Here is a 17832-nt window from a genome sequence, read left to right on the forward strand (position 1 = left end):
ACAAGCTTCTATTTTTTCCTAAACTAACGTTAACGTAATCTGAAATTTCTGTTATGATTACGACAGCAGAACGAATATTCAAGGGAAGGAGATGCGGCTGAGCATGACGATTTCGGTGAAATTCACGGTGGAGGAAGCAACAGAGCGGCTCGGCATTACCTCGAGAACGCTCCATTATTACGAGGAGATCGGTTTGCTTCCGGACGTTGCGCGGACCGAGGGCGGACATCGCCTCTACAGCGAAGAGACGCTGGAGCGCTTATCGCACATCTTGCGGCTGAAGCTGGTGCTGGGCGCATCGCTGCAGGAAATTCGCGACATTCTTCAAGCGGAAGAAGAGCTCGAGACGATCAAAGCGAGCTACCGCGGAGAGTCCGACATGGACGAACGCGACCGGCTGCTGGACGAAGCGGCCGACCGGCTGCAGAAGATCATCACCCATATCGACGAGAAGATGGAGAAGCTGCAAGCGATGCGGCTCGGTTTCGACAAGCGGCTTGAACGGGCGCGCCGGCTCAAACAGGAACATCGCGGCTAGGAGGAAGAAAGACGAAATGAACGATTCAAGAAAATGGTGGATATTATCCGTAACGAGCCTCGGCTCCCTATTGTCGGCGCTTAATTTCAGCACGTTGATTATCGCGCTTCCGGATTTGCTGCAAGGCTTGCAAGCGACGCTGCTTCAGGCGATGTGGGTGATGCTGTCCTACATGGTCGCGCAGACGGTCATGGTGCTGATGGCGGGATCATTGGCCGACCGATTCGGACGCAAGCGCATCTATATCGTCGGCATGCTGCTCTTCACCGTCGTCTCGCTGGCGGCCGGATTCGCGGAGAACGCGCCGCTGCTCATTATTTTCCGGATTCTACAGGGGATCGGCGGAGCCATGATCATGGCCAACAGCACGGCGATCGTAGCCGATGCGTTCCCGAAGGAAGAGCTGGGACGCGCGCTCGGCATCAACATCATGGTCGTCGCCGTCGGTCAGATTATCGGACCGGTTCTCGGCGGCTGGCTGACGGAAGCCTTCGGCTGGGAATGGACATTCTGGTTCAACGTACCGTTCGGCATTATCGGCGTCGTATGGGGCTTCAAGGTACTTGGCATGAAAGACGATAAGATCGCGGCGCCGAAGGCGGGCGGTCTCGATCGCGGCGGCGCGATCACGTACGTGCTGTCCATTACGGGACTGTTGATCGCGTTGACCTGGGGACCGATTCAAAGCTGGACCTCGCCGGTCGTATGGGTGTCCGCGCTGTTCTTCGTCGCGCTGTTCCCGCTCTTCCTGCGAATCGAGAAGCGCCACCCGAACGCGCTGCTTCATCTGCCGCTGTTCGCGAACCGGACGTTCTCGTTCGGGATCGTATCGGCAACGTTGAACGCCATTGCCCGCATGGGCGTCATGTTCATGCTGATCTTCTATTTCCAAGGCGCGCTCGAGAAGGATGCGCTCGTCGCCGGCATCATGACGATTCCGCTCGCGGCCGGCATGCTGGTCGTCTCGCCGCTGGCGGGTCTGCTAGGCGATAAATACGGAGAAACGACGCCTGCAACGATCGGGTTGTTCTTGAATATTTTTGGTATGGCAGGGCTGGCGCTCGATACGGGCCTGTCGACGCCGTTCTGGCATTTGGCCGTCTATATGACGATCATCAGCGTCGGTTCCGGCTTGTTCAATTCGCCGAACTCCAGCAGCATCATGAATGCGGCCGGTCCGAAATACCGCGGCGAAGCGTCCGGCATCCGTGCCTTGACGACGAACATGGGCATGATGCTCAGCATCGCTTTCTCGATGCCGATCGTCACGCACAGCATTCCGCATGAAGCCATGCTGGCGATCTTCTCGGGAACGCAGGTCGGCATGGACGACAAGTCGTCGCTGAACGGATTTATCAGCGGCCTGCATGCCGTATTCTGGTTCATGGCGGCTCTGATGGCGCTGGCGACCGTGATGTCTTATCTGCGGTCCAGCCGCGGCTCGCGGCCGGCGGCGGGAGCAACGCTGCCTTACAAATAATCGCAACTTGGATAGCAAGGGGATTTCCTAACCATGCCTGACCGTACTGTAATAAGCAAACTATGGGGCGTATCGCTGCTCTGGGGCGGCAATTACGTTGCGAGCGCTTATCTGCTCCGCGACTTTTCTCCCATCCTGCTGTCGTTCTCGCGACTCGTCGTCATGTCGCTCTTTCTGATCTCGGTCGCGCTCATCAATGGGGCGATGCGGCGCCCGACGAAGCGGGAGTGGCTGCTGCTGCTGTTCGCCGGCATCTCGGGGACGCTGGTCAATCAATTATTCTACTTCACGGGGCTTAAGCATTCCACGGCCGGCAATGCCGCGTTGATCGTGGCGCTGTCGCCGATCGCCACGACCTTATTGTCGCGTATCTTTCTGAAAGAAACGATTACCTGGCTCAAATTCGCGGGGTCGGTTACCGCGCTCGTCGGAGTCGTCTGCATTGTGCTGTACGGAGGGAAATCGCTCGGCATATCGCTCGGAGACGTCTATTTGCTCATTGCCATGCTGGGGCTGTCCGTCAGTCTGCTGTTCATTCGCAAGCTGACGGTCGGCATGACCTCGTACGAGATCACGATTTACTCCACGGTTATCGGGACGATACTGATGTCGCCGACCGTCGGGTTCGAGGCGTTGAACGGCCAGTCGCATTGGAGCCATCAACCGCTCAATTGGCTGCTGCTCATCGGGGTTGCCGTCATCGGCCAGGGCTTGGCAGGGTTCTGGTGGAATCGGGGCATTGCGGTCGTCGGACCGTCCGTCAGCGCGATGTTCATGAATATTCCGCCATTCGTCGCGATCGTCGTCAGCCACTTCGTGCTTGGCGACGAGATTCGGGCGGCGCAGATCGGCGGCGGAGTTCTGATCCTCGCCGGCGTCGCGATCGCCAACTGGAAGCCGCGCGCAAGGCCGCTCGCGCAGAGCGGGCAGTCGGCTGGCTTGACGCAAGCGGAATGATTGATTCGCTTCGCGCAGCATGCTGTATGTATAAGCTTTCGAAAGCAAGCAGGCTGCGAATATAGGCTCGCAGAAACCAGTACGCTGCTGTTACAGGCTAACAGTAACCAGTATTCAGTATGTTGCAGATAGGATCGCAGGAACAAGCTCGTTCAAGAAGGATAAAAGCCGCGTACGCGCGGTTTTTATCCTTTTTTGCGTTCCTATTCGACTTTCCTTCAACATGTCAGATCGCTGAGAATATGGTGAAGGAAGGTGGTGATGATAAATGGATTATGGACTCACGCTGGGGGATTGGGTCGTGTATACCATGTGGGGCGTATTCGGCTTTCTGATTCTCGATTTCGTGATCGCCTTTGCCCGTTCGTTCTGGTCGGGCGCCTTCAATACCACGTTTCTCGATTATTTGAAGGATATCGTCTTCTACGTCGTGCCGCTGAACTTTATTCTATCGATGACAACGATCGATCCAACGCATTATACGTTGATCGTGCTTTATTTCATAGGCGGCGCATCGGTCATGATCAAATACGTTACGGACATCGTTCGCAAATTTCGCACGGATTTAACATAACCCTCTAAAGCTGCATCGCAAGCAAAATGCACCCTGATTTCGTCTAGCGGTTATCCCATGAGGGATCCACGGACGAACTGCAGGGTGCATTTTATATGCTTATGGGCGTGGTTGTCAGCTTGCTAATTGCATGGGGTTCGCCACTAGAGATTGAAACTGCCGTTTTCGCTGGCTTGAACGTGTTTCTCTTCTTCCTTCGGCGCTTGAACGCGTTTGATGAAGAAGCCCAGAACCAGCGCGATAACGCCAATGAAGAGCGCGATGACGAACGCGTTATGCAGACCGGCGACCAAGCCCTCCGCCGGCGTCGCGTTCGGCGTCTTCGTCATGAAATCCTTCGTGCCGGAAGACATGATGCTGATGAACAACGCCGTGCCGATTGCGCCGGCGACCTGCTGCAGCGTGTTCAGAATCGCCGTGCCGTGCGGGTACAGATGGCGCGGCAGTTGATTGAGGCCCGTCGTCTGCGCCGGCATCATAACGAGCGAGATGCCGACGAGCAGAATGATATGCAGCGTGATCACATAACCGGCGGTCGTGTTGACCGAGATATCGGTGAAGAGCCAGACGGAGAGCAGCACCAGAATCAAGCCGGGCACGACGAGCACGCGGGGTCCGTACTTATCGAACAGCTTGCCGGAGATTGGTGCCATGATGCCGTTGATAACGCCGCCGGGCATCAGCGTCAAGCCTGCCTTGAAGGCGGTCATCAGGAGCGCCGTCTGCAGGAACAGCGGCAGCAATATCATCGTCGAGAACAAGGTCATCATCAGGACGAGCATCATGACGGTGACGAGCGAGAACATCGGGTATTTGAACGCTCGAAGGTTCAAGATCGGCTCGCGGACGAGCAGCTGGCGAACGATAAACAGGACGAGGGCGATGCCGCCGACCGTGATCGTCCACACGACTTCGGGATCCGACCACGAGCTTTCGCCGGCTTTGCTGAAGCCGTACACGATGCCGCCAAAGCCGATGGAGGATAGGACGATGGACAGGATATCCACTTTGGGCTTGGTAATGTCGGATACGTTGCGCAGGAATACGGCCGCGAATACGACGGAGAACGCCGCGAGCGGAATGACCAGGAAGAACAGCCAGCGCCAGTCGAGCTGGTCGATGATGAGACCCGCGAGCGTCGGTCCGATCGCCGGTCCGAACATGATGACGAGGCCGATCATGCCCATCGCGCCGCCGCGTTTCTCAGGCGGGTAGATGACGAGGATCGTATTCATCATGACCGGAAGCATGAGCCCGGTTCCGAGTGCCTGCACGACGCGGCCGACGAGCAGCATTTCGAATACGGGAGCGGAGCCGCATATGATGGTGCCGACGAGGAATAGAATCATGGCGGTCAGGAACATTTGCCTCGTGGTGAACCACTGTTGAAGCAGGGCGGTGACCGGCACCAGGACGCCGATGACGAGCATGTATGCCGTGGATAACCATTGAATGGTCGCCGGGGAAATGCTGAATTCCTTCATCAAATCCGGAAAGGCGATGTTGAGCAGCGTCTCGTTCAGAATCGCCACGAACGCGCCGATGATCAGCGCCGCGACGATCGGTCCTCGTTTGATGCGGCTTAAATCCGTTGAAGCGCTGGACGCTTCGCTTGAAACATTCACTTGTTTGCTCCTCCTTAGATTGGCGGGATTTTGGGAAAATCTATGATCTTTTCCATATTAGCATCAACCACTTATTCGAACAACTGTTCGTTTCGTGGAGGATGAATAAAATTCGGATAAATTCTCCAAGGAATATTGCGGGATTGCACGGCTCGCGATATGATGAATTTGTATTATCTACAAATACAAATATTCGGGAGGTTATCAGGATGTCCGAGCGGCATGCGTTATCGGAGGAACAGAAGACCTTTTACAGCGAGAACGGGTTCCTAATCGATTTGGAACCGGTATTCACGCCTGAAGAAATATCGGCATTGAACGTCGGGCTGGGCGAGCTCGTCAAGCTGCTGGAGCCCGGCGAGAAGCATATGGCGATCCGGGAGTGGCATATGTCAAGCAAGTGGCTGTACGACGTCTGCACGCATCCGCGCATTCTCGATTACGTCGAAGGGATTCTCGGTCCGAATTTCTTCATGTGGGGTTCACAGTTCTTCGCGAAAGCGCCTGCGTCCAAAGATACCGTCGCTTGGCATCAGGATGCCTATTACTGGCCGCTGCATCCGCATAACTCGGTGACGGTCTGGCTCGCTTTCACGGACGTGGATGAAGAGAACGGAGCGATGAAGGTCATTCCGAGGAGTCATAAGGCGGGCCTCATCAAGCATCGTACGATTACCGGCGACTCGGTGCTCGCGCTGGAATTGGAGCACGGGACGTTCAACGAGTCGGAGCAGCGTTCGCTCGTGATGAAGGCGGGACAATTGTCCCTGCACGACGACGCGATCGTCCACGGTTCTCCCGCGAACACGTCGAACCGGTGGCGGAACGGGCTGACCATCCGCTACTCGGGCAACGATGTAAAATGCGATCTCTCTCGCTCGCCGAACTTCAAAGCGTACCAGGTACGGGGAACGGACGGCTTCAAGCATAATCCGCAGGGCGAGATTCCGACCGAGACCTTCGCCCGGTTATCGCCGGATTACCATATCTCCAGCACGGATGAAATCAAGAAGTAGCGGATAGATTCGACTGCCACTAGAGCGAACAGCGACTTGTATATCAGAAAGGTAGTGCGTGAAAGGCATGGCTTTATATTTGAAACTGAAGGACGAGATCGTCAGGCTCGTCTTGAACGGCACCTTCAAGAGCGGAAGCCTGCTGCCGACCGAGCATGAGCTGTGCGCTCGCTACGAATTAAGCCGTGTAACGGTGCGCAAGGCGCTGGAAGAGTTGAAGAAGGATGGGCTCCTCGTCAGCGTGCAGGGGCAAGGAACGGCCGTATCGGTCCGGGCAGGGGGATATGCCAGCTCCATGGAAATCATCGCCTTGATCGCGCCCGTGCATAATCCGTTCTTCGCGTCGTTTATGGCGCATTTCGAGGAGGTCGCGGAGACGAATGGCTCGCTCGTGCTGTTCAAGCAGGATTTCAGCGGAAGAGCATTCGCGACGGACGATTTTTTCTACCGGTTGATCAAGAATGGCATACGGAACGTCGTATTCTGGCCGCAGAGCGAGGATATCGATTTCGGCATGCTCCATCGGCTTCGCGCCGTCGGCATGAATATGGTCATCTTCGACCAAATGTTCGAAACCGACGCTGCCGATACGGTCGGAATCGACAGCGGCGATGCCGTGGCCAAGCTGTATGCCTCGCTTCGGACTGCGATCGCCGGCGGAGAGATTGCTTTCCTCGGCTACGAAGGTTTAACCATCCCGAGCGAGCGGCAGCGGGAGCAGGCATTCCGCGCGCTTAACGGAGACGGGGGCATGTTCCGTATCCCGTGGGGCAAGAACGTGGAGGCGGAGACGGCAGCGCTTCTGCGCCGGCTTCAAGAGGAAGGCAAATTGCCCTCGGGGTTCATTTGCTGTAACGGACCGATCGGCCTGGCGGCGGCGGAATATATGGCGCAGTCGGGAATCGAAGGCATCCGGCTGGCGGTGATCGATGAGCTGCCCGAGATGGCGAATTATCGCCTTGCCGCCTATCGGCAGCCGATGAAAGAGATGGCGGAGAAGACTTACGAGCGGCTAGCCGCGCAGAATAAGGAAGGTGACGGGTGGCGAGCAGGCCGTTTTCCTGTAAAGGGGAGCTTAATAGACACGCGGCGTGACACGGCTCGGATTGCGCCATAACGACAAAGAAGCCGCGATTCGCGGCTTCTTTGTTTCTGGAAAGGGTTTATACTTATGCTTTATACCGATAAGCACAGCCGAGACTATACCAAAAATATTATACCGGCAGCGGCTGCGAGCGAAGAGGCTTGCCTTCTTTATAGTAGAGTGCCGGATTGAGAATGATGAAGAAGATATGAACGTTCTCGCAGCCGAATTCCGTCAGCATGCGATTCAGCTTGGATGCGATGGCATCGTGAAGTTCCTGGGTGCGTTGAAACATCAAGATTTCGAGCGACCGCGGCGTATTCGTAATGACTTGAATGTCCAGCAGTTCGATCTTGACGATTTCCTTCGGAATGCTGACGAGCGCGGCGAATTCCTCGACGAGCGGCGGCGCGATTTGCTTCAGAAATGCGGCGGAGAATCCTTTAAAACGCAAAAATGGCACATGAATCCCTTCGTTTCGTTAAATTGGGTTACATTGTGATTATAATCACAAGCCGTTGTTTATTCAACCGCCATGGCTTCGGCTGTACCTTCAATTTGAGGAGCTGATCGCCAGCATGCGCGTCATCGCTTGTATTTCCTCGTTCCTTCGCTTTTGCTTACGCGGGAACCTTCTCGTATACTAATACGAGTCAAGCCGCTGCGGAACGGAAGCACGGAGATCGCATGCCGGCCGGCAATTCCGGCTCCAAGGCAAGCAGCATGAACCTTCTCGAATGACAGAGAGAAGAAGAAGGAGGCGGCTTATGAACGACAATATTCGCTTGCGCAATAATGTACATACGATGGGCTCCGGCAAGCAAACGATGATTTTCGCGAACGGTTTCGGCTGCAACCAGAGCGTATGGCGCTTCGTGACGCCTGCCTTTGCCGATGATTTCCGCATTATCCTATTCGATTACGTCGGCTCCGGACCGGACTACGGGTCGTACACCGTTGAACGGTACGGCACGCTGGACGGCTACGTTCAGGACGTTCTCGACGTATGCGCGGCGCTCGACGTGAAGGACGCCGTATTCGTCGGCCATTCGGTCGGGGCGATGATCGGACTGCTGGCCTCGAACAGGAGACCGGCGTTATTCGAGAGGCTGATCATGATCGGTCCATCGCCGAGGTACATGAACGAGCCGCCCGATTATATCGGCGGCTTCGAGCGACAGGATCTGGAAGAGTTGCTGACGTTGATGGAAACGAATTACGATGGCTGGGCCGGTTATCTGGCGCCTGCCATCATGGGCAATCCGGACCGGCCGGCGCTCGCGGGCGAATTGGAAAGCAGCTTCTGCGCGACGGATCCCGCGATCGCGAAACAATTCGCGAGGGCGACGTTCTTCTCGGACAATCGACGCGACCTCCGCGGATCGAAAGTGCCGGCGCTTGTCCTGCAATGCGCGCAGGATATCATTGCACCGCTTGAAGTCGGCGCCTACGTGCATCACCATTTGCCCGGCAGCACGCTCCGATTCATGGATGCGACCGGCCATTGCCCGCATCTGAGCCATCCCGAGGAAACCGTCCGGCTGATCAAAGACTACCTGGAGAACGAAGTCGATGAAATTCGGCAACGAGTGGCGGTCTTTCAAGACGGATGAACGAACGAATGAATGAGAAGGCCCGCGGACGATTGCTGTTGACGGAGGAAGGCATGATTATCGAAGCCGACGCATCTCTGCTCGACCTGCTGGGCTATAATCTGGAAGGCCTTCGCGGATGCCACGTTGAATCGCTATTGACACGATCCAGTTCCGTATTCTTGCACATTCACTTTCAGACGAGAATGAAGCTGGACGGCAAGATCGAAGGCATGCGCATCTACCTGAGAAAATCAGATGGCAGCGGCGTTCCGTGCTTGCTCCATGCGTCGGCGCAGGAGCGGGACGGCCGGATCGTGCATGATTGCGTGCTTGAGCCGGTCGTGGCGCCATGACTATCGGACAGGGAGCGCAATCTTCTATTTATAGCGTTGTTTTCTAACACCGGTACAAACGCCAGCAGCGCGGGTTGCCGGTGTTTTTTGTCTATGGAATAGGGAATATTTATAGCAGGGACTTCAAGTGATTCAGCCCATATCAAAATGGGTGATAAGGGTATAAGCAGCAATTTGGAAGGAGGTTTAAACCGACAGGTGGACAATCCTGTTCAACTCTTGATCGTAGATGATCGACCTGAGCATTTGGCAGCCGTAGAAGCGGCGATCGCAGGCATGCCTTATCGCGCCGTGCGGGCTTATTCGGGGCGGGAAGCGCTTCGATCGCTGCTCGATAATGATTTTGCGGTCATTATCATGGCGGAGAATATGTTGGAGATGGACGGCTTTGAGACCGCCCGCATGATCAAGACGCGGGAACGGTCGAGACATATCCCGATCATTTTCTTGTCCGTGGCCTCGCAGCAGGAGCGCGATGATACGGTTGAATTTTTTGGCGCCGTCGATTATTTGACCCGTCCGATCATTCCTCAGGTTCTGCGCGCGAAAGTCGAAGGCTATATCAGTTTCTACGAGGCCAACCGTTCGCTCAGCAAGCAGAGCGAGCTGCTGAAGCTGCAGACGCATCAGCTGGAGAAGGCCAATCGCGATTTGCTTCAAGCGAAGGAAGCCGCCGAGATCGCCTCTCGCGTGAAGTCGGAGTTCCTGGCCATGATGAGTCACGAAATCCGCACGCCGCTGAACGGCATTATCGGCATGTCCGATTTGCTGCTCACGATGGAGCTGCCGGGCGAGCACGCCGAAATGGTCGAAATTATCCATACGAGCGGCAACGCGCTGCTGAAGGTCATTAATCATATTTTGGATTTCTCGAAACTCGAAGCCGGCAAGCTGGAGCTGGAGGAAGAGCCGTTCTCGCTTCGTCTGTGCTTGGACGAGACGATGGATCTCTTCACGGCGATGGTGCGCAAGCGCAAGCTCGCGACGTCGACTTCGATCGATTCGCGTCTGCCGCCGTATATCATCGGCGATATGACGCGTCTGCGCCAGGTGCTGATCAATCTGATCGGCAATGCCGTGAAATTCACGGAGAAAGGCCGCATCGATGTGGAGGTGCAGCTGCTCGAAGAGCGCAAGGGCAAGCTGATGATCGAATTCTCCATACGGGATACGGGCATCGGAGTGCCGGAGGATCAGTTGAAGGAACTGTTTCAGCCGTTCTTCCAGCTGGACGGCTCATCAAGCCGGCAGTTCGGCGGAACAGGTCTCGGGCTATCGATATGCAAGGCGTTGGTCGAGCTGATGGGAGGCGACATATGGGCCGCGCCGATTCCGGGTCAAGGTGCATTATTTCAATTTACGATCGAAGCCAAATGCGAGGATCCAGCCATACATAGCCAGGAGAAAGACTAAATAGAAGAAAGCAGGGATATCGATGGGAGATACGGATATTATTCCACCTAAACCGGCGGATGCGCTTGATACCGGGCTGCTGCTTAATGCGCTGATGGCGCTCAAGAAAGGCGATTTCACCTACCGGATGCCGTATGATCATACGGGCATCTCCGGCAAAGTGGCGGACACCTACAACGAAATCGTCGACATGATGGAGAGTCTCGTCAACGAGGCGCAATCCGTCGCCAGGGTCGTCGGCAAGGAAGGGAAGCTTAGCCGGCGCTTCGTTCACAAGAATACGGGAGGCTCGTGGGAGACCGCTGTCGAATCGTTGAATGGTCTTGTCATCGATTTGATTCAGCCGACGAGCGAGATGGTGCGAGTCATCAATGCGGTCGCGCAGGGAGATTTGTCGCAGAAGGTAGAGATGGAATTCGAAGGGCGGCCGCTCACCGGCGAGTTTCAGCGGACGGCCAACAATATCAACCGCATGGTGAACCAGCTGAGCACGTTCGCGTCCGAGGTGACGCGGGTGGCGCGAGAGGTCGGCACCGACGGCAAGCTTGGCGGCCAAGCGGACGTCAAGGGCGTATCCGGAACGTGGAAGGACTTGACGGACAGCGTCAATTACATGGCCAGCAACCTGACCGATCAAGTGCGTAACATCGCGGCGGTCACGACCGCCGTCGCGAACGGCGACCTGTCCAAGCAGATTACCGTCAATGCGAAGGGCGAGATCCAGGAGCTCAAGAACACGATCAATACGATGGTGGATCAGCTCTCGACCTTCTCCTCCGAGGTGACGCGGGTTGCCCGCGAGGTCGGCACCGAGGGCAAGCTCGGCGGCCAAGCGGACGTAAAAGGCGTATCCGGCACGTGGCGGGACTTGACCGAAAGCGTCAATTACATGGCGAGCAACCTGACCAATCAGGTGCGGAATATCGCGGTCGTCACGACGGCCGTCGCGAACGGCGACCTGTCGAAGAAAATTACCGCCGACGTGCAAGGCGAAATTCTCGAGCTCAAGAACACGATCAATACGATGGTGGATCAGCTCTCAACTTTCGCCTCGGAAGTGACGCGGATGGCGCGCGAGGTCGGCACGGAAGGGATTCTAGGCGGTCAAGCCGAGGTTAGCGGCGTGGCAGGCACGTGGCGGGATTTGACGGAAAGCGTCAATTATATGGCGAGCAACCTGACCAACCAGGTGCGGAATATCGCGGAAGTGACGACGGCCGTCGCGAAGGGCGACTTGTCCAAGACGATCACCGTCGACGCGAAGGGCGAGATTCTGCAGCTCAAGAGCACGATTAACACGATGGTGGACCAGCTGAGCAACTTTGCATCCGAGGTCACGCGGGTCGCGCGCGAAGTATCCAACGAGGGCATTCTTGGCGGCCAGGCGGACGTCAAGGGCGTATCCGGCACGTGGAAGGACTTGACTGACAGCGTCAACTTCATGGCGAGTACGTTGACCGATCAAGTGCGCAATATCGCGGAAGTGACGACGGCCGTTGCGAAGGGCGATCTCTCCAAGCAAATTACCGTTAACGCCAAAGGCGAAATCATGGAACTGAAGAGCACGATCAACACGATGGTGGATCAGCTCTCGACGTTCTCTTCCGAGGTCACGCGGGTGGCGCGGGAGGTCGGCACGCTCGGCATCCTCGGCGGTCAAGCGCAGGTGCGCGGCGTGGCGGGCACGTGGTACGATCTGACCGAAAGCGTAAACTATATGGCGAGCAACCTGACGAATCAGGTGCGGAACATCGCGGTCGTCACGACGGCCGTCGCGAACGGGGACTTGTCGAAGAAAATCACGGCCGACGTCCAAGGCGAAATTCTCGAGCTCAAGAATACGATCAATACGATGGTGGACCAGCTCTCCACCTTCGCCTCGGAAGTCACGCGGGTTGCCCGCGAGGTCGGTACGGAAGGCAAGCTCGGCGGCCAAGCGCAGGTCAAAGGCGTCGGCGGCACGTGGAAGGATCTGACCGAGGGCGTGAATAACATGGCCCGCAACCTGACGGACCAAGTGCGAAACATCGCGGACGTCACGACGGCCGTCGCCAAGGGGGACCTGTCCAAGAAGATTACCGTTGACGTGAAAGGCGAGATCCTCGAGCTCAAGATTACCATGAACACGATGGTGGATCAGCTCAGCAACTTCGCCTCCGAGGTCACGCGCGTCGCCAGGGAAGTCGGTACGGAAGGCAAGCTCGGCGTGCAGGCCGAAGTGAAGGATGTCTCCGGAACCTGGAAGGACCTTACGGATACCGTCAACTACATGGCGAGCAACCTGACCGTTCAGATGCGGAACATCGCGGGCGTGACGACGGCCGTCGCGAACGGAGACCTGTCGAAGAAAATTACCGTCGACGTGAAGGGCGAGCTGTTCGAGCTGAAGAACACGATCAACACGATGGTGGATCAGCTGAACTCGTTCGCCTCCGAGGTTACCCGGGTCGCGCGGGAGGTCGGCACGGACGGCAAGCTCGGCGGACAGGCGCAGGTTCGCGGCGTCGGCGGAATCTGGAAGGATCTGACCGACAACGTTAACATCATGGCGACCAACCTGACCGATCAGGTGCGCGGCATCGCGAAGGTCGTAACGGCGGTCGCGAACGGGAACATGAAGCAGAAACTGACCGTAGAGGCTAAGGGCGAGATCGCCGAGCTGACCGATACGATCAACAACATGATCGACACGCTCGCGACGTTCGCGGTTCAAGTTACGACCGTCGCGCGGGAAGTCGGCGCGGAGGGCAAGCTTGGCGGTCAGGCGAGCGTGCCGGGCGCGGCGGGCACGTGGCGGGATTTGACTGACAACGTTAACTACATGGCGAGTACGCTGACGACGCAGGTACGCGCGATCACGAATGTCGCGACAGCCGTGACGAAGGGCGACCTGTCGCGGACGATCGACGTGGCCGCCGCCGGAGACGTCGAGACGCTCAAGGACAATATCAACGAAATGATTCGGAATTTGAAGGAAACGACGCGCATCAATACGGAGCAGGATTGGCTGAAGACGAATTTGGCCAAATTCACCCGGCTGCTGCAAGGACAGCGGGATCTGAACGCGGTCTGCCGCATGATCCTGTCGGAGCTTGCGCCGCTCGTCTCCATGCAGCACGGGGTCTTCTATATCAACGAGCAGGCCAACGGGGAGCAAGCGCTTGCGCTCTTCGCCAGCTACGCGTATCAGCAGCGCAAGCACTTGGCGAATGAATTCCGCGCGGGAGAAGGACTGGTCGGCCAATGCTTGATCGAGAAGCAGCGCATTCTGCTTACGAACGTTCCCAATGATTATGTCGTCATCTCCTCCGGACTCGGAGAAGCGACGCCGCTCAATATCGTGCTGCTGCCGATTATTTTCGAGGATCAAGTACTCGCCGTGCTGGAGCTGGCTTCCTTCCGCCGCTTCACTGAGATCGACATCGCGTTCCTCGATCAATTGACGGAATCGATCGGAATCGTCATCAATACCATGCAGGCGAACCAGCGGACGGAGCAGCTGCTCACGCAATCGCAGTCGCTGACGGAAGAGCTGCAGAAGCAGCAGAACGAGCTGAAGAGCACGAACGAGGAGCTGGAGGACAAAGCGAAGCTGCTCGTCATTCAGAAGGCGGAAGTGGAAAGCAAGAACAACGAGGTCGAGCTGGCCAAGCGGTTCCTGGAGGAGAAAGCCGAACAGCTCGCGCTGACGTCCAGGTACAAATCCGAATTCCTCGCGAACATGTCGCATGAGCTACGGACGCCGCTCAATTCGCTGCTGCTCTTGGCCGAACAGCTGGCCGAGAATCCGGATGCGAATCTGACCGATCAGCAGGTGAAATTCGCCAAGACGATCCAGGAGTCCGGACTCGACCTGCTGACGCTGATCAACGATATTCTCGATCTGTCCAAGATCGAATCCGGGACGGTGACGCCGGATTACGGCAATCTGTCCATCGCGGACCTCAGCGGCGGTCTCGATCGGATGTTCCGTCAGATCGTCAACAACAAGAAGCTGGATTTTCGCTTGACGACCGAGCCCGGCGTCCCGTCCGTCATCTCGACGGATTCGAAGCGCCTGCAGCAAATTTTGAAAAACCTGCTCTCGAACGCGTTTAAATTCACCGAGCAGGGGCAGGTCATGCTCCAAATCCGCAAGGCGGATGCCGGCTGGAGCGCGGAGAACGAGGCGCTGAACCGCGCGAAGACGGTGCTCTGCTTCTCCGTCAGCGATACCGGCATCGGCATTCCGGCCGAGAAGCAGCAGATTATCTTCGAGGCGTTCCAGCAGGCGGACGGCAGCACGAACCGCGAATACGGCGGCACGGGACTCGGTCTGACGATATCCAAGGAAATCGCGGAGATGCTCGGCGGCGAGCTGACCTTGTACAGCGTGCCGGGAATCGGCAGCACGTTCAATTTCTACCTGCCGCTGGATGTCGAAACGAGCAGCGAGCAGGCGCCGCGTACCGCTTACGTGCCGGAGGTTATCGACGTCGCGCCGATGGTGCGCACGCGCAGCTTCGCGAGCTATTCCGGCGATTCGGTCATGGACGACCGGGATACGATCAAGCCTGGCGACCGCGTGTTTCTCATCATCGAGGACGACTTGAAATTCAACGAGATCCTGCTTGGCCAGCTTCGGAAGAAGGGCATCAAGGCCGTCATCACGACCAAGGGCTCGGATGCGCTTCATCTTGCCGTTCGCTACAAGCCCGAGGCGATTACGCTGGACCTGCGACTAGGCGATATGGACGGCTGGCTCGTTATCGATCTATTGAAGAACAATCCGGAGGTGCGTCATATTCCGGTCTGCGTGATCTCCGTCGATGAGAATGCGACCGATCTTCTGCGCAAGGGCGTCTCGGACTTCATCTGCAAGCCGGTATCCAGCGAAGAACTGGAGCAAGCATTGGATCGATTAAGCGCCAATGCCCATCGCTCCGTCCGTCAGGTGCTTGTCGCCATGCACGACGAGTCTCGCCGCAGGGAGCTGATCGAGCTGCTCACGGGCAGGGATTTGAAGATCACGGCGGTAGATACGGTTCGCAAAGCGGCGAATCAGCTGAAATCGCGGCAGTTCGACTGCATCGTTGTGGATAATGATCTTCCCGAGCTGTCGATCGGGACCTTCGTCCGCGATATTCTCAAGAACGACAGCCTGAAACAAGTGCCTGTTATTCTGCATGCCAGCCGCAAGCCGACTCCGGCCGAAGCAAGCGAGATCGAGGAGTCGATGAAGCTTGCCGTGCTGAAGCAAGCGAATACGCTGGTGCAGCTGTTGGAAGACACGACGCTGTATCTTCACCGCAAAGCGGAGAATATGGCCGATTCGCCGCAGGAGAAACTAGTCAGGCTGCATGCTTCCGACGAGATGATCGCCTTCAAGAAAGTGCTTGTCGTGGATGACGATATCCGGAACATCTTCGCGCTGACGACGATTCTGGAGCGGCATAACATGCTGGTGCTTCCCGCCGAGAACGGTCATGACGCGATCGTGGCGCTCGAGCAGAACCCCGATATCGACATCGTGCTCATGGATATCATGATGCCGGTCATGGACGGGTACGAGACGACGAGGGCGATTCGGAAGCGCAAGCGCTTCGCGGATCTGCCGATTATCGCGCTGACCGCCAAGGCGATGAAGGGCGACCGGGAGTTATGCCTGGATGCCGGCGCTTCCGACTATATCACGAAGCCGGTCAACAGCGCGCAGCTCGTGGCGATGATTCGCCACTGGCTGGGAAATGCGGTCGTTCCGGCGGGCAGAGGATAAGCGATCGGACAATAGAAAAAGGCAGCCGGGGCCGGCTGCCTTTTCTTCATGCGATCATTCGGGGGGATGACCGCGGCCGTTACTTCTGCGCGTTCTGCTGCGTTTGGCCCGCCGGCGCCTCGGAATACGTTTTCTGGCAGTACATGTTGGAGATGCGCGGGATGGTCACCGTATCGCCGACTTGCAGCGGCTTCTTGTTGTCGGCGAGATGCGGATTCGCCTCTTCCAGAATCGGATAAGGCATGTTGTACGTGTGGCAGATCGATGCCATCGTGTCGCCCGGCTTCACTTGATGCTGCGCGTAAACCATGTCCCCGGCTTGATCGTCCCGGAAGAAAGGGAAGAAGAACGGGGAGAAGAAAAACGTCGGGAATAAGAAACGGCCTGGGAAGAAGGGATGCCCGAACGGGCGAAAGAATGGACGGCCGAAGCCTCCGCCGAAACCGCCGCCTGGAAAGAAACCACGATTCATGAATGTAACCTCCGCAAATGTAATAGTTATCTGTCTATATATGGTATTTACGCGGATGCCTATTGGTGACTGTATATGGGGAGGAGATTCGCTTCACGCGCTCGGCGGCGGGGTATATGTCAATTAATACGAACATGGAATGCGGGTGCAGAGATGGATTATACAATGATTACCGTGAAGCTGGTTACGGGGTTTTTCGGGCTGTGGATCATGACGAAGCTGCTCGGGAAGAAGGAGATTTCCCAATTGACGCCGTTTGATTTCGTCTCGTCGTTGATGCTGAGCGAGCTGGTCGGCAACACGATATACGACCGACAGATTCATTTCATGATGCTCGTCTATTCGCTCGTGCTCTGGATGGTGCTGTCGCTCCTGCTGGAGAAGGTCGTTCAGCTTCTGCCGTGGCTGTCGGTGCCGCTGAGCGGACGTCCGGATATCGTGATCCGACACGGAATGATCGACATGCGCGCGATGAAGCGAAACAGACTGGATATGCATCAGATTGGGATGCTGCTGCGGGAGCAAGGCGTATTCAGCGTTCAAGACGTCGCCTACGCGGTCTTCGAGACGAACGGCAGTCTAAGCGTCATGAAGAGGACCAGCGAAGACATTCCGGCGAAATCGCCGATGGACGACAAACAGAATCCGGGAAATTCGGTCGGCCTGCCTCGGATCGTGATTGAACAGGGTTACGTGCAGCGGGATGAGCTGCGCGAACTCGGCCGCAGCGAAGAATGGCTGGTGTCGCAGCTGCAAGAGCAAGGCGTCGCGCGGATCAAGGATGTCTTCTATGCAGAGTGGACGGAGGGAGTAGGATTGCACGTCCAGTTGAAGTGAGATTTTTTTCCTAGCTTCGTTCCCTTAGGGGAACGGAGCTTATTTGCATGGGCTCATAAGCGGCCAGAGATTGAGAGAGAAGCGGAGAGTTAAAGGCTCCCGGTTCGCTAAGAGCAAGGAAACCACGGCGTCA

The 17832-nt window shown here is 56.7% G+C and carries 14 protein-coding genes; 11 read left to right on the forward strand and 3 right to left on the reverse strand.

Going from position 1 to position 17832, the window contains the following annotated elements; all coding sequences use genetic code 11:
* Positions 1-103 precede the first annotated feature (103 nt).
* The 4 genes from GT003_RS04585 to GT003_RS04600 all read left to right on the forward strand — a co-directional run bounded on the left by GT003_RS04585 (position 104) and on the right by GT003_RS04600 (position 3549).
* The gene (locus GT003_RS04585; protein WP_161694919.1) at positions 104-538 is read left to right on the forward strand and encodes a MerR family transcriptional regulator; all 435 of its coding nucleotides are present in this window, start codon (positions 104-106) and stop codon (positions 536-538) included.
* A gap of 16 nt (positions 539-554) precedes the next feature.
* Positions 555-2018 carry an MFS transporter gene (locus GT003_RS04590; protein WP_161694921.1) on the forward strand — a complete coding sequence of 488 codons (1464 nt, stop codon included), beginning with the start codon at positions 555-557 and terminating at the stop codon, positions 2016-2018.
* 33 nt (positions 2019-2051) lie between these two features.
* A complete protein-coding gene (locus GT003_RS04595) occupies positions 2052-2975 on the forward strand; it encodes a DMT family transporter (RefSeq protein WP_161694923.1) in 924 nt (307 codons plus the stop codon).
* Positions 2976-3243: 268 nt separating this feature from the next.
* A complete protein-coding gene (locus GT003_RS04600) occupies positions 3244-3549 on the forward strand; it encodes a hypothetical protein (protein ID WP_161694925.1) in 306 nt (101 codons plus the stop codon).
* A gap of 143 nt (positions 3550-3692) precedes the next feature.
* On the opposite strand, the gene GT003_RS04605 is transcribed toward GT003_RS04600, so the two are convergent.
* Entirely contained in the window at positions 3693-5126 is a 1434-nt protein-coding gene (locus tag GT003_RS04605) for an MDR family MFS transporter (RefSeq protein WP_420831413.1), read from the reverse strand.
* 257 nt (positions 5127-5383) lie between these two features.
* On the opposite strand from GT003_RS04605, the gene GT003_RS04610 reads away from it, so the two are divergent.
* Positions 5384-6190: a phytanoyl-CoA dioxygenase family protein gene (locus tag GT003_RS04610; protein ID WP_161694929.1), complete on the forward strand. Its 807-nt coding sequence runs from the start codon at positions 5384-5386 to the stop codon at positions 6188-6190.
* 67 nt (positions 6191-6257) lie between these two features.
* Positions 6258-7307 carry a GntR family transcriptional regulator gene (locus GT003_RS04615; RefSeq protein ID WP_161694931.1) on the forward strand — a complete coding sequence of 350 codons (1050 nt, stop codon included), beginning with the start codon at positions 6258-6260 and terminating at the stop codon, positions 7305-7307.
* A 97-nt stretch (positions 7308-7404) separates the two neighbouring features.
* On the opposite strand, the gene GT003_RS04620 is transcribed toward GT003_RS04615, so the two are convergent.
* Positions 7405-7737, reverse strand: a complete 333-nt coding sequence (locus GT003_RS04620) for a DUF1904 family protein (RefSeq protein ID WP_161694933.1) — start codon at positions 7735-7737, stop codon at positions 7405-7407.
* A gap of 304 nt (positions 7738-8041) precedes the next feature.
* On the opposite strand from GT003_RS04620, the gene GT003_RS04625 reads away from it, so the two are divergent.
* The 4 genes from GT003_RS04625 (at position 8042) to GT003_RS04640 (ending at position 16390) form a co-directional block, all read left to right on the forward strand.
* Positions 8042-8887 (forward strand): alpha/beta fold hydrolase, encoded by an 846-nt coding sequence (locus GT003_RS04625; RefSeq protein WP_161694935.1) that lies wholly within the window; start codon positions 8042-8044, stop codon positions 8885-8887.
* Positions 8888-8895: 8 nt separating this feature from the next.
* Positions 8896-9222, forward strand: coding sequence for a PAS domain S-box protein (locus GT003_RS04630; protein ID WP_161694937.1), 327 nt, complete (start codon positions 8896-8898; stop codon positions 9220-9222).
* Between the two features lie 198 nt (positions 9223-9420).
* Positions 9421-10635 (forward strand): ATP-binding protein, encoded by a 1215-nt coding sequence (locus tag GT003_RS04635; RefSeq protein ID WP_161694939.1) that lies wholly within the window; start codon positions 9421-9423, stop codon positions 10633-10635.
* A gap of 22 nt (positions 10636-10657) precedes the next feature.
* Positions 10658-16390, forward strand: a complete 5733-nt coding sequence (locus GT003_RS04640; protein ID WP_161694941.1) for a HAMP domain-containing protein — start codon at positions 10658-10660, stop codon at positions 16388-16390.
* A gap of 79 nt (positions 16391-16469) precedes the next feature.
* On the opposite strand, the gene GT003_RS04645 is transcribed toward GT003_RS04640, so the two are convergent.
* Entirely contained in the window at positions 16470-16862 is a 393-nt protein-coding gene (locus GT003_RS04645; RefSeq protein WP_161694943.1) for a LysM peptidoglycan-binding domain-containing protein, read from the reverse strand.
* A 153-nt stretch (positions 16863-17015) separates the two neighbouring features.
* On the opposite strand from GT003_RS04645, the gene GT003_RS04650 reads away from it, so the two are divergent.
* Positions 17016-17699: a DUF421 domain-containing protein gene (locus GT003_RS04650; protein ID WP_161694945.1), complete on the forward strand. Its 684-nt coding sequence runs from the start codon at positions 17016-17018 to the stop codon at positions 17697-17699.
* The last annotated feature ends 133 nt before the right edge of the window (positions 17700-17832 follow it).

Origin of the sequence: Paenibacillus sacheonensis (assembly GCF_009909195.1) — a bacterium.
Classification (GTDB): Bacteria; Bacillota; Bacilli; order Paenibacillales; family Paenibacillaceae; genus Paenibacillus_Z; species Paenibacillus_Z sacheonensis.

Excerpts from the sequence above, each read along its gene's own strand:
- GT003_RS04585 (WP_161694919.1), top strand. The coding sequence starts at position 104 with ATGACGATTTCGGTGAAATTCACGGTGGAGGAAGCAACAGAGCGGCTC.
- GT003_RS04590 (WP_161694921.1), top strand. The coding sequence starts at position 555 with ATGAACGATTCAAGAAAATGGTGGATATTATCCGTAACGAGCCTCGGC.
- GT003_RS04595 (WP_161694923.1), top strand. The coding sequence starts at position 2,052 with ATGCCTGACCGTACTGTAATAAGCAAACTATGGGGCGTATCGCTGCTC.
- GT003_RS04600 (WP_161694925.1), top strand. The coding sequence starts at position 3,244 with ATGGATTATGGACTCACGCTGGGGGATTGGGTCGTGTATACCATGTGG.
- GT003_RS04610 (WP_161694929.1), top strand. The coding sequence starts at position 5,384 with ATGTCCGAGCGGCATGCGTTATCGGAGGAACAGAAGACCTTTTACAGC.
- GT003_RS04615 (WP_161694931.1), top strand. The coding sequence starts at position 6,258 with ATGGCTTTATATTTGAAACTGAAGGACGAGATCGTCAGGCTCGTCTTG.
- GT003_RS04625 (WP_161694935.1), top strand. The coding sequence starts at position 8,042 with ATGAACGACAATATTCGCTTGCGCAATAATGTACATACGATGGGCTCC.
- GT003_RS04630 (WP_161694937.1), top strand. The coding sequence starts at position 8,896 with ATGAATGAGAAGGCCCGCGGACGATTGCTGTTGACGGAGGAAGGCATG.
- GT003_RS04640 (WP_161694941.1), top strand. The coding sequence starts at position 10,658 with ATGGGAGATACGGATATTATTCCACCTAAACCGGCGGATGCGCTTGAT.
- GT003_RS04645 (WP_161694943.1), bottom strand. The coding sequence starts at position 16,862 with ATGAATCGTGGTTTCTTTCCAGGCGGCGGTTTCGGCGGAGGCTTCGGC.
- GT003_RS04650 (WP_161694945.1), top strand. The coding sequence starts at position 17,016 with ATGGATTATACAATGATTACCGTGAAGCTGGTTACGGGGTTTTTCGGG.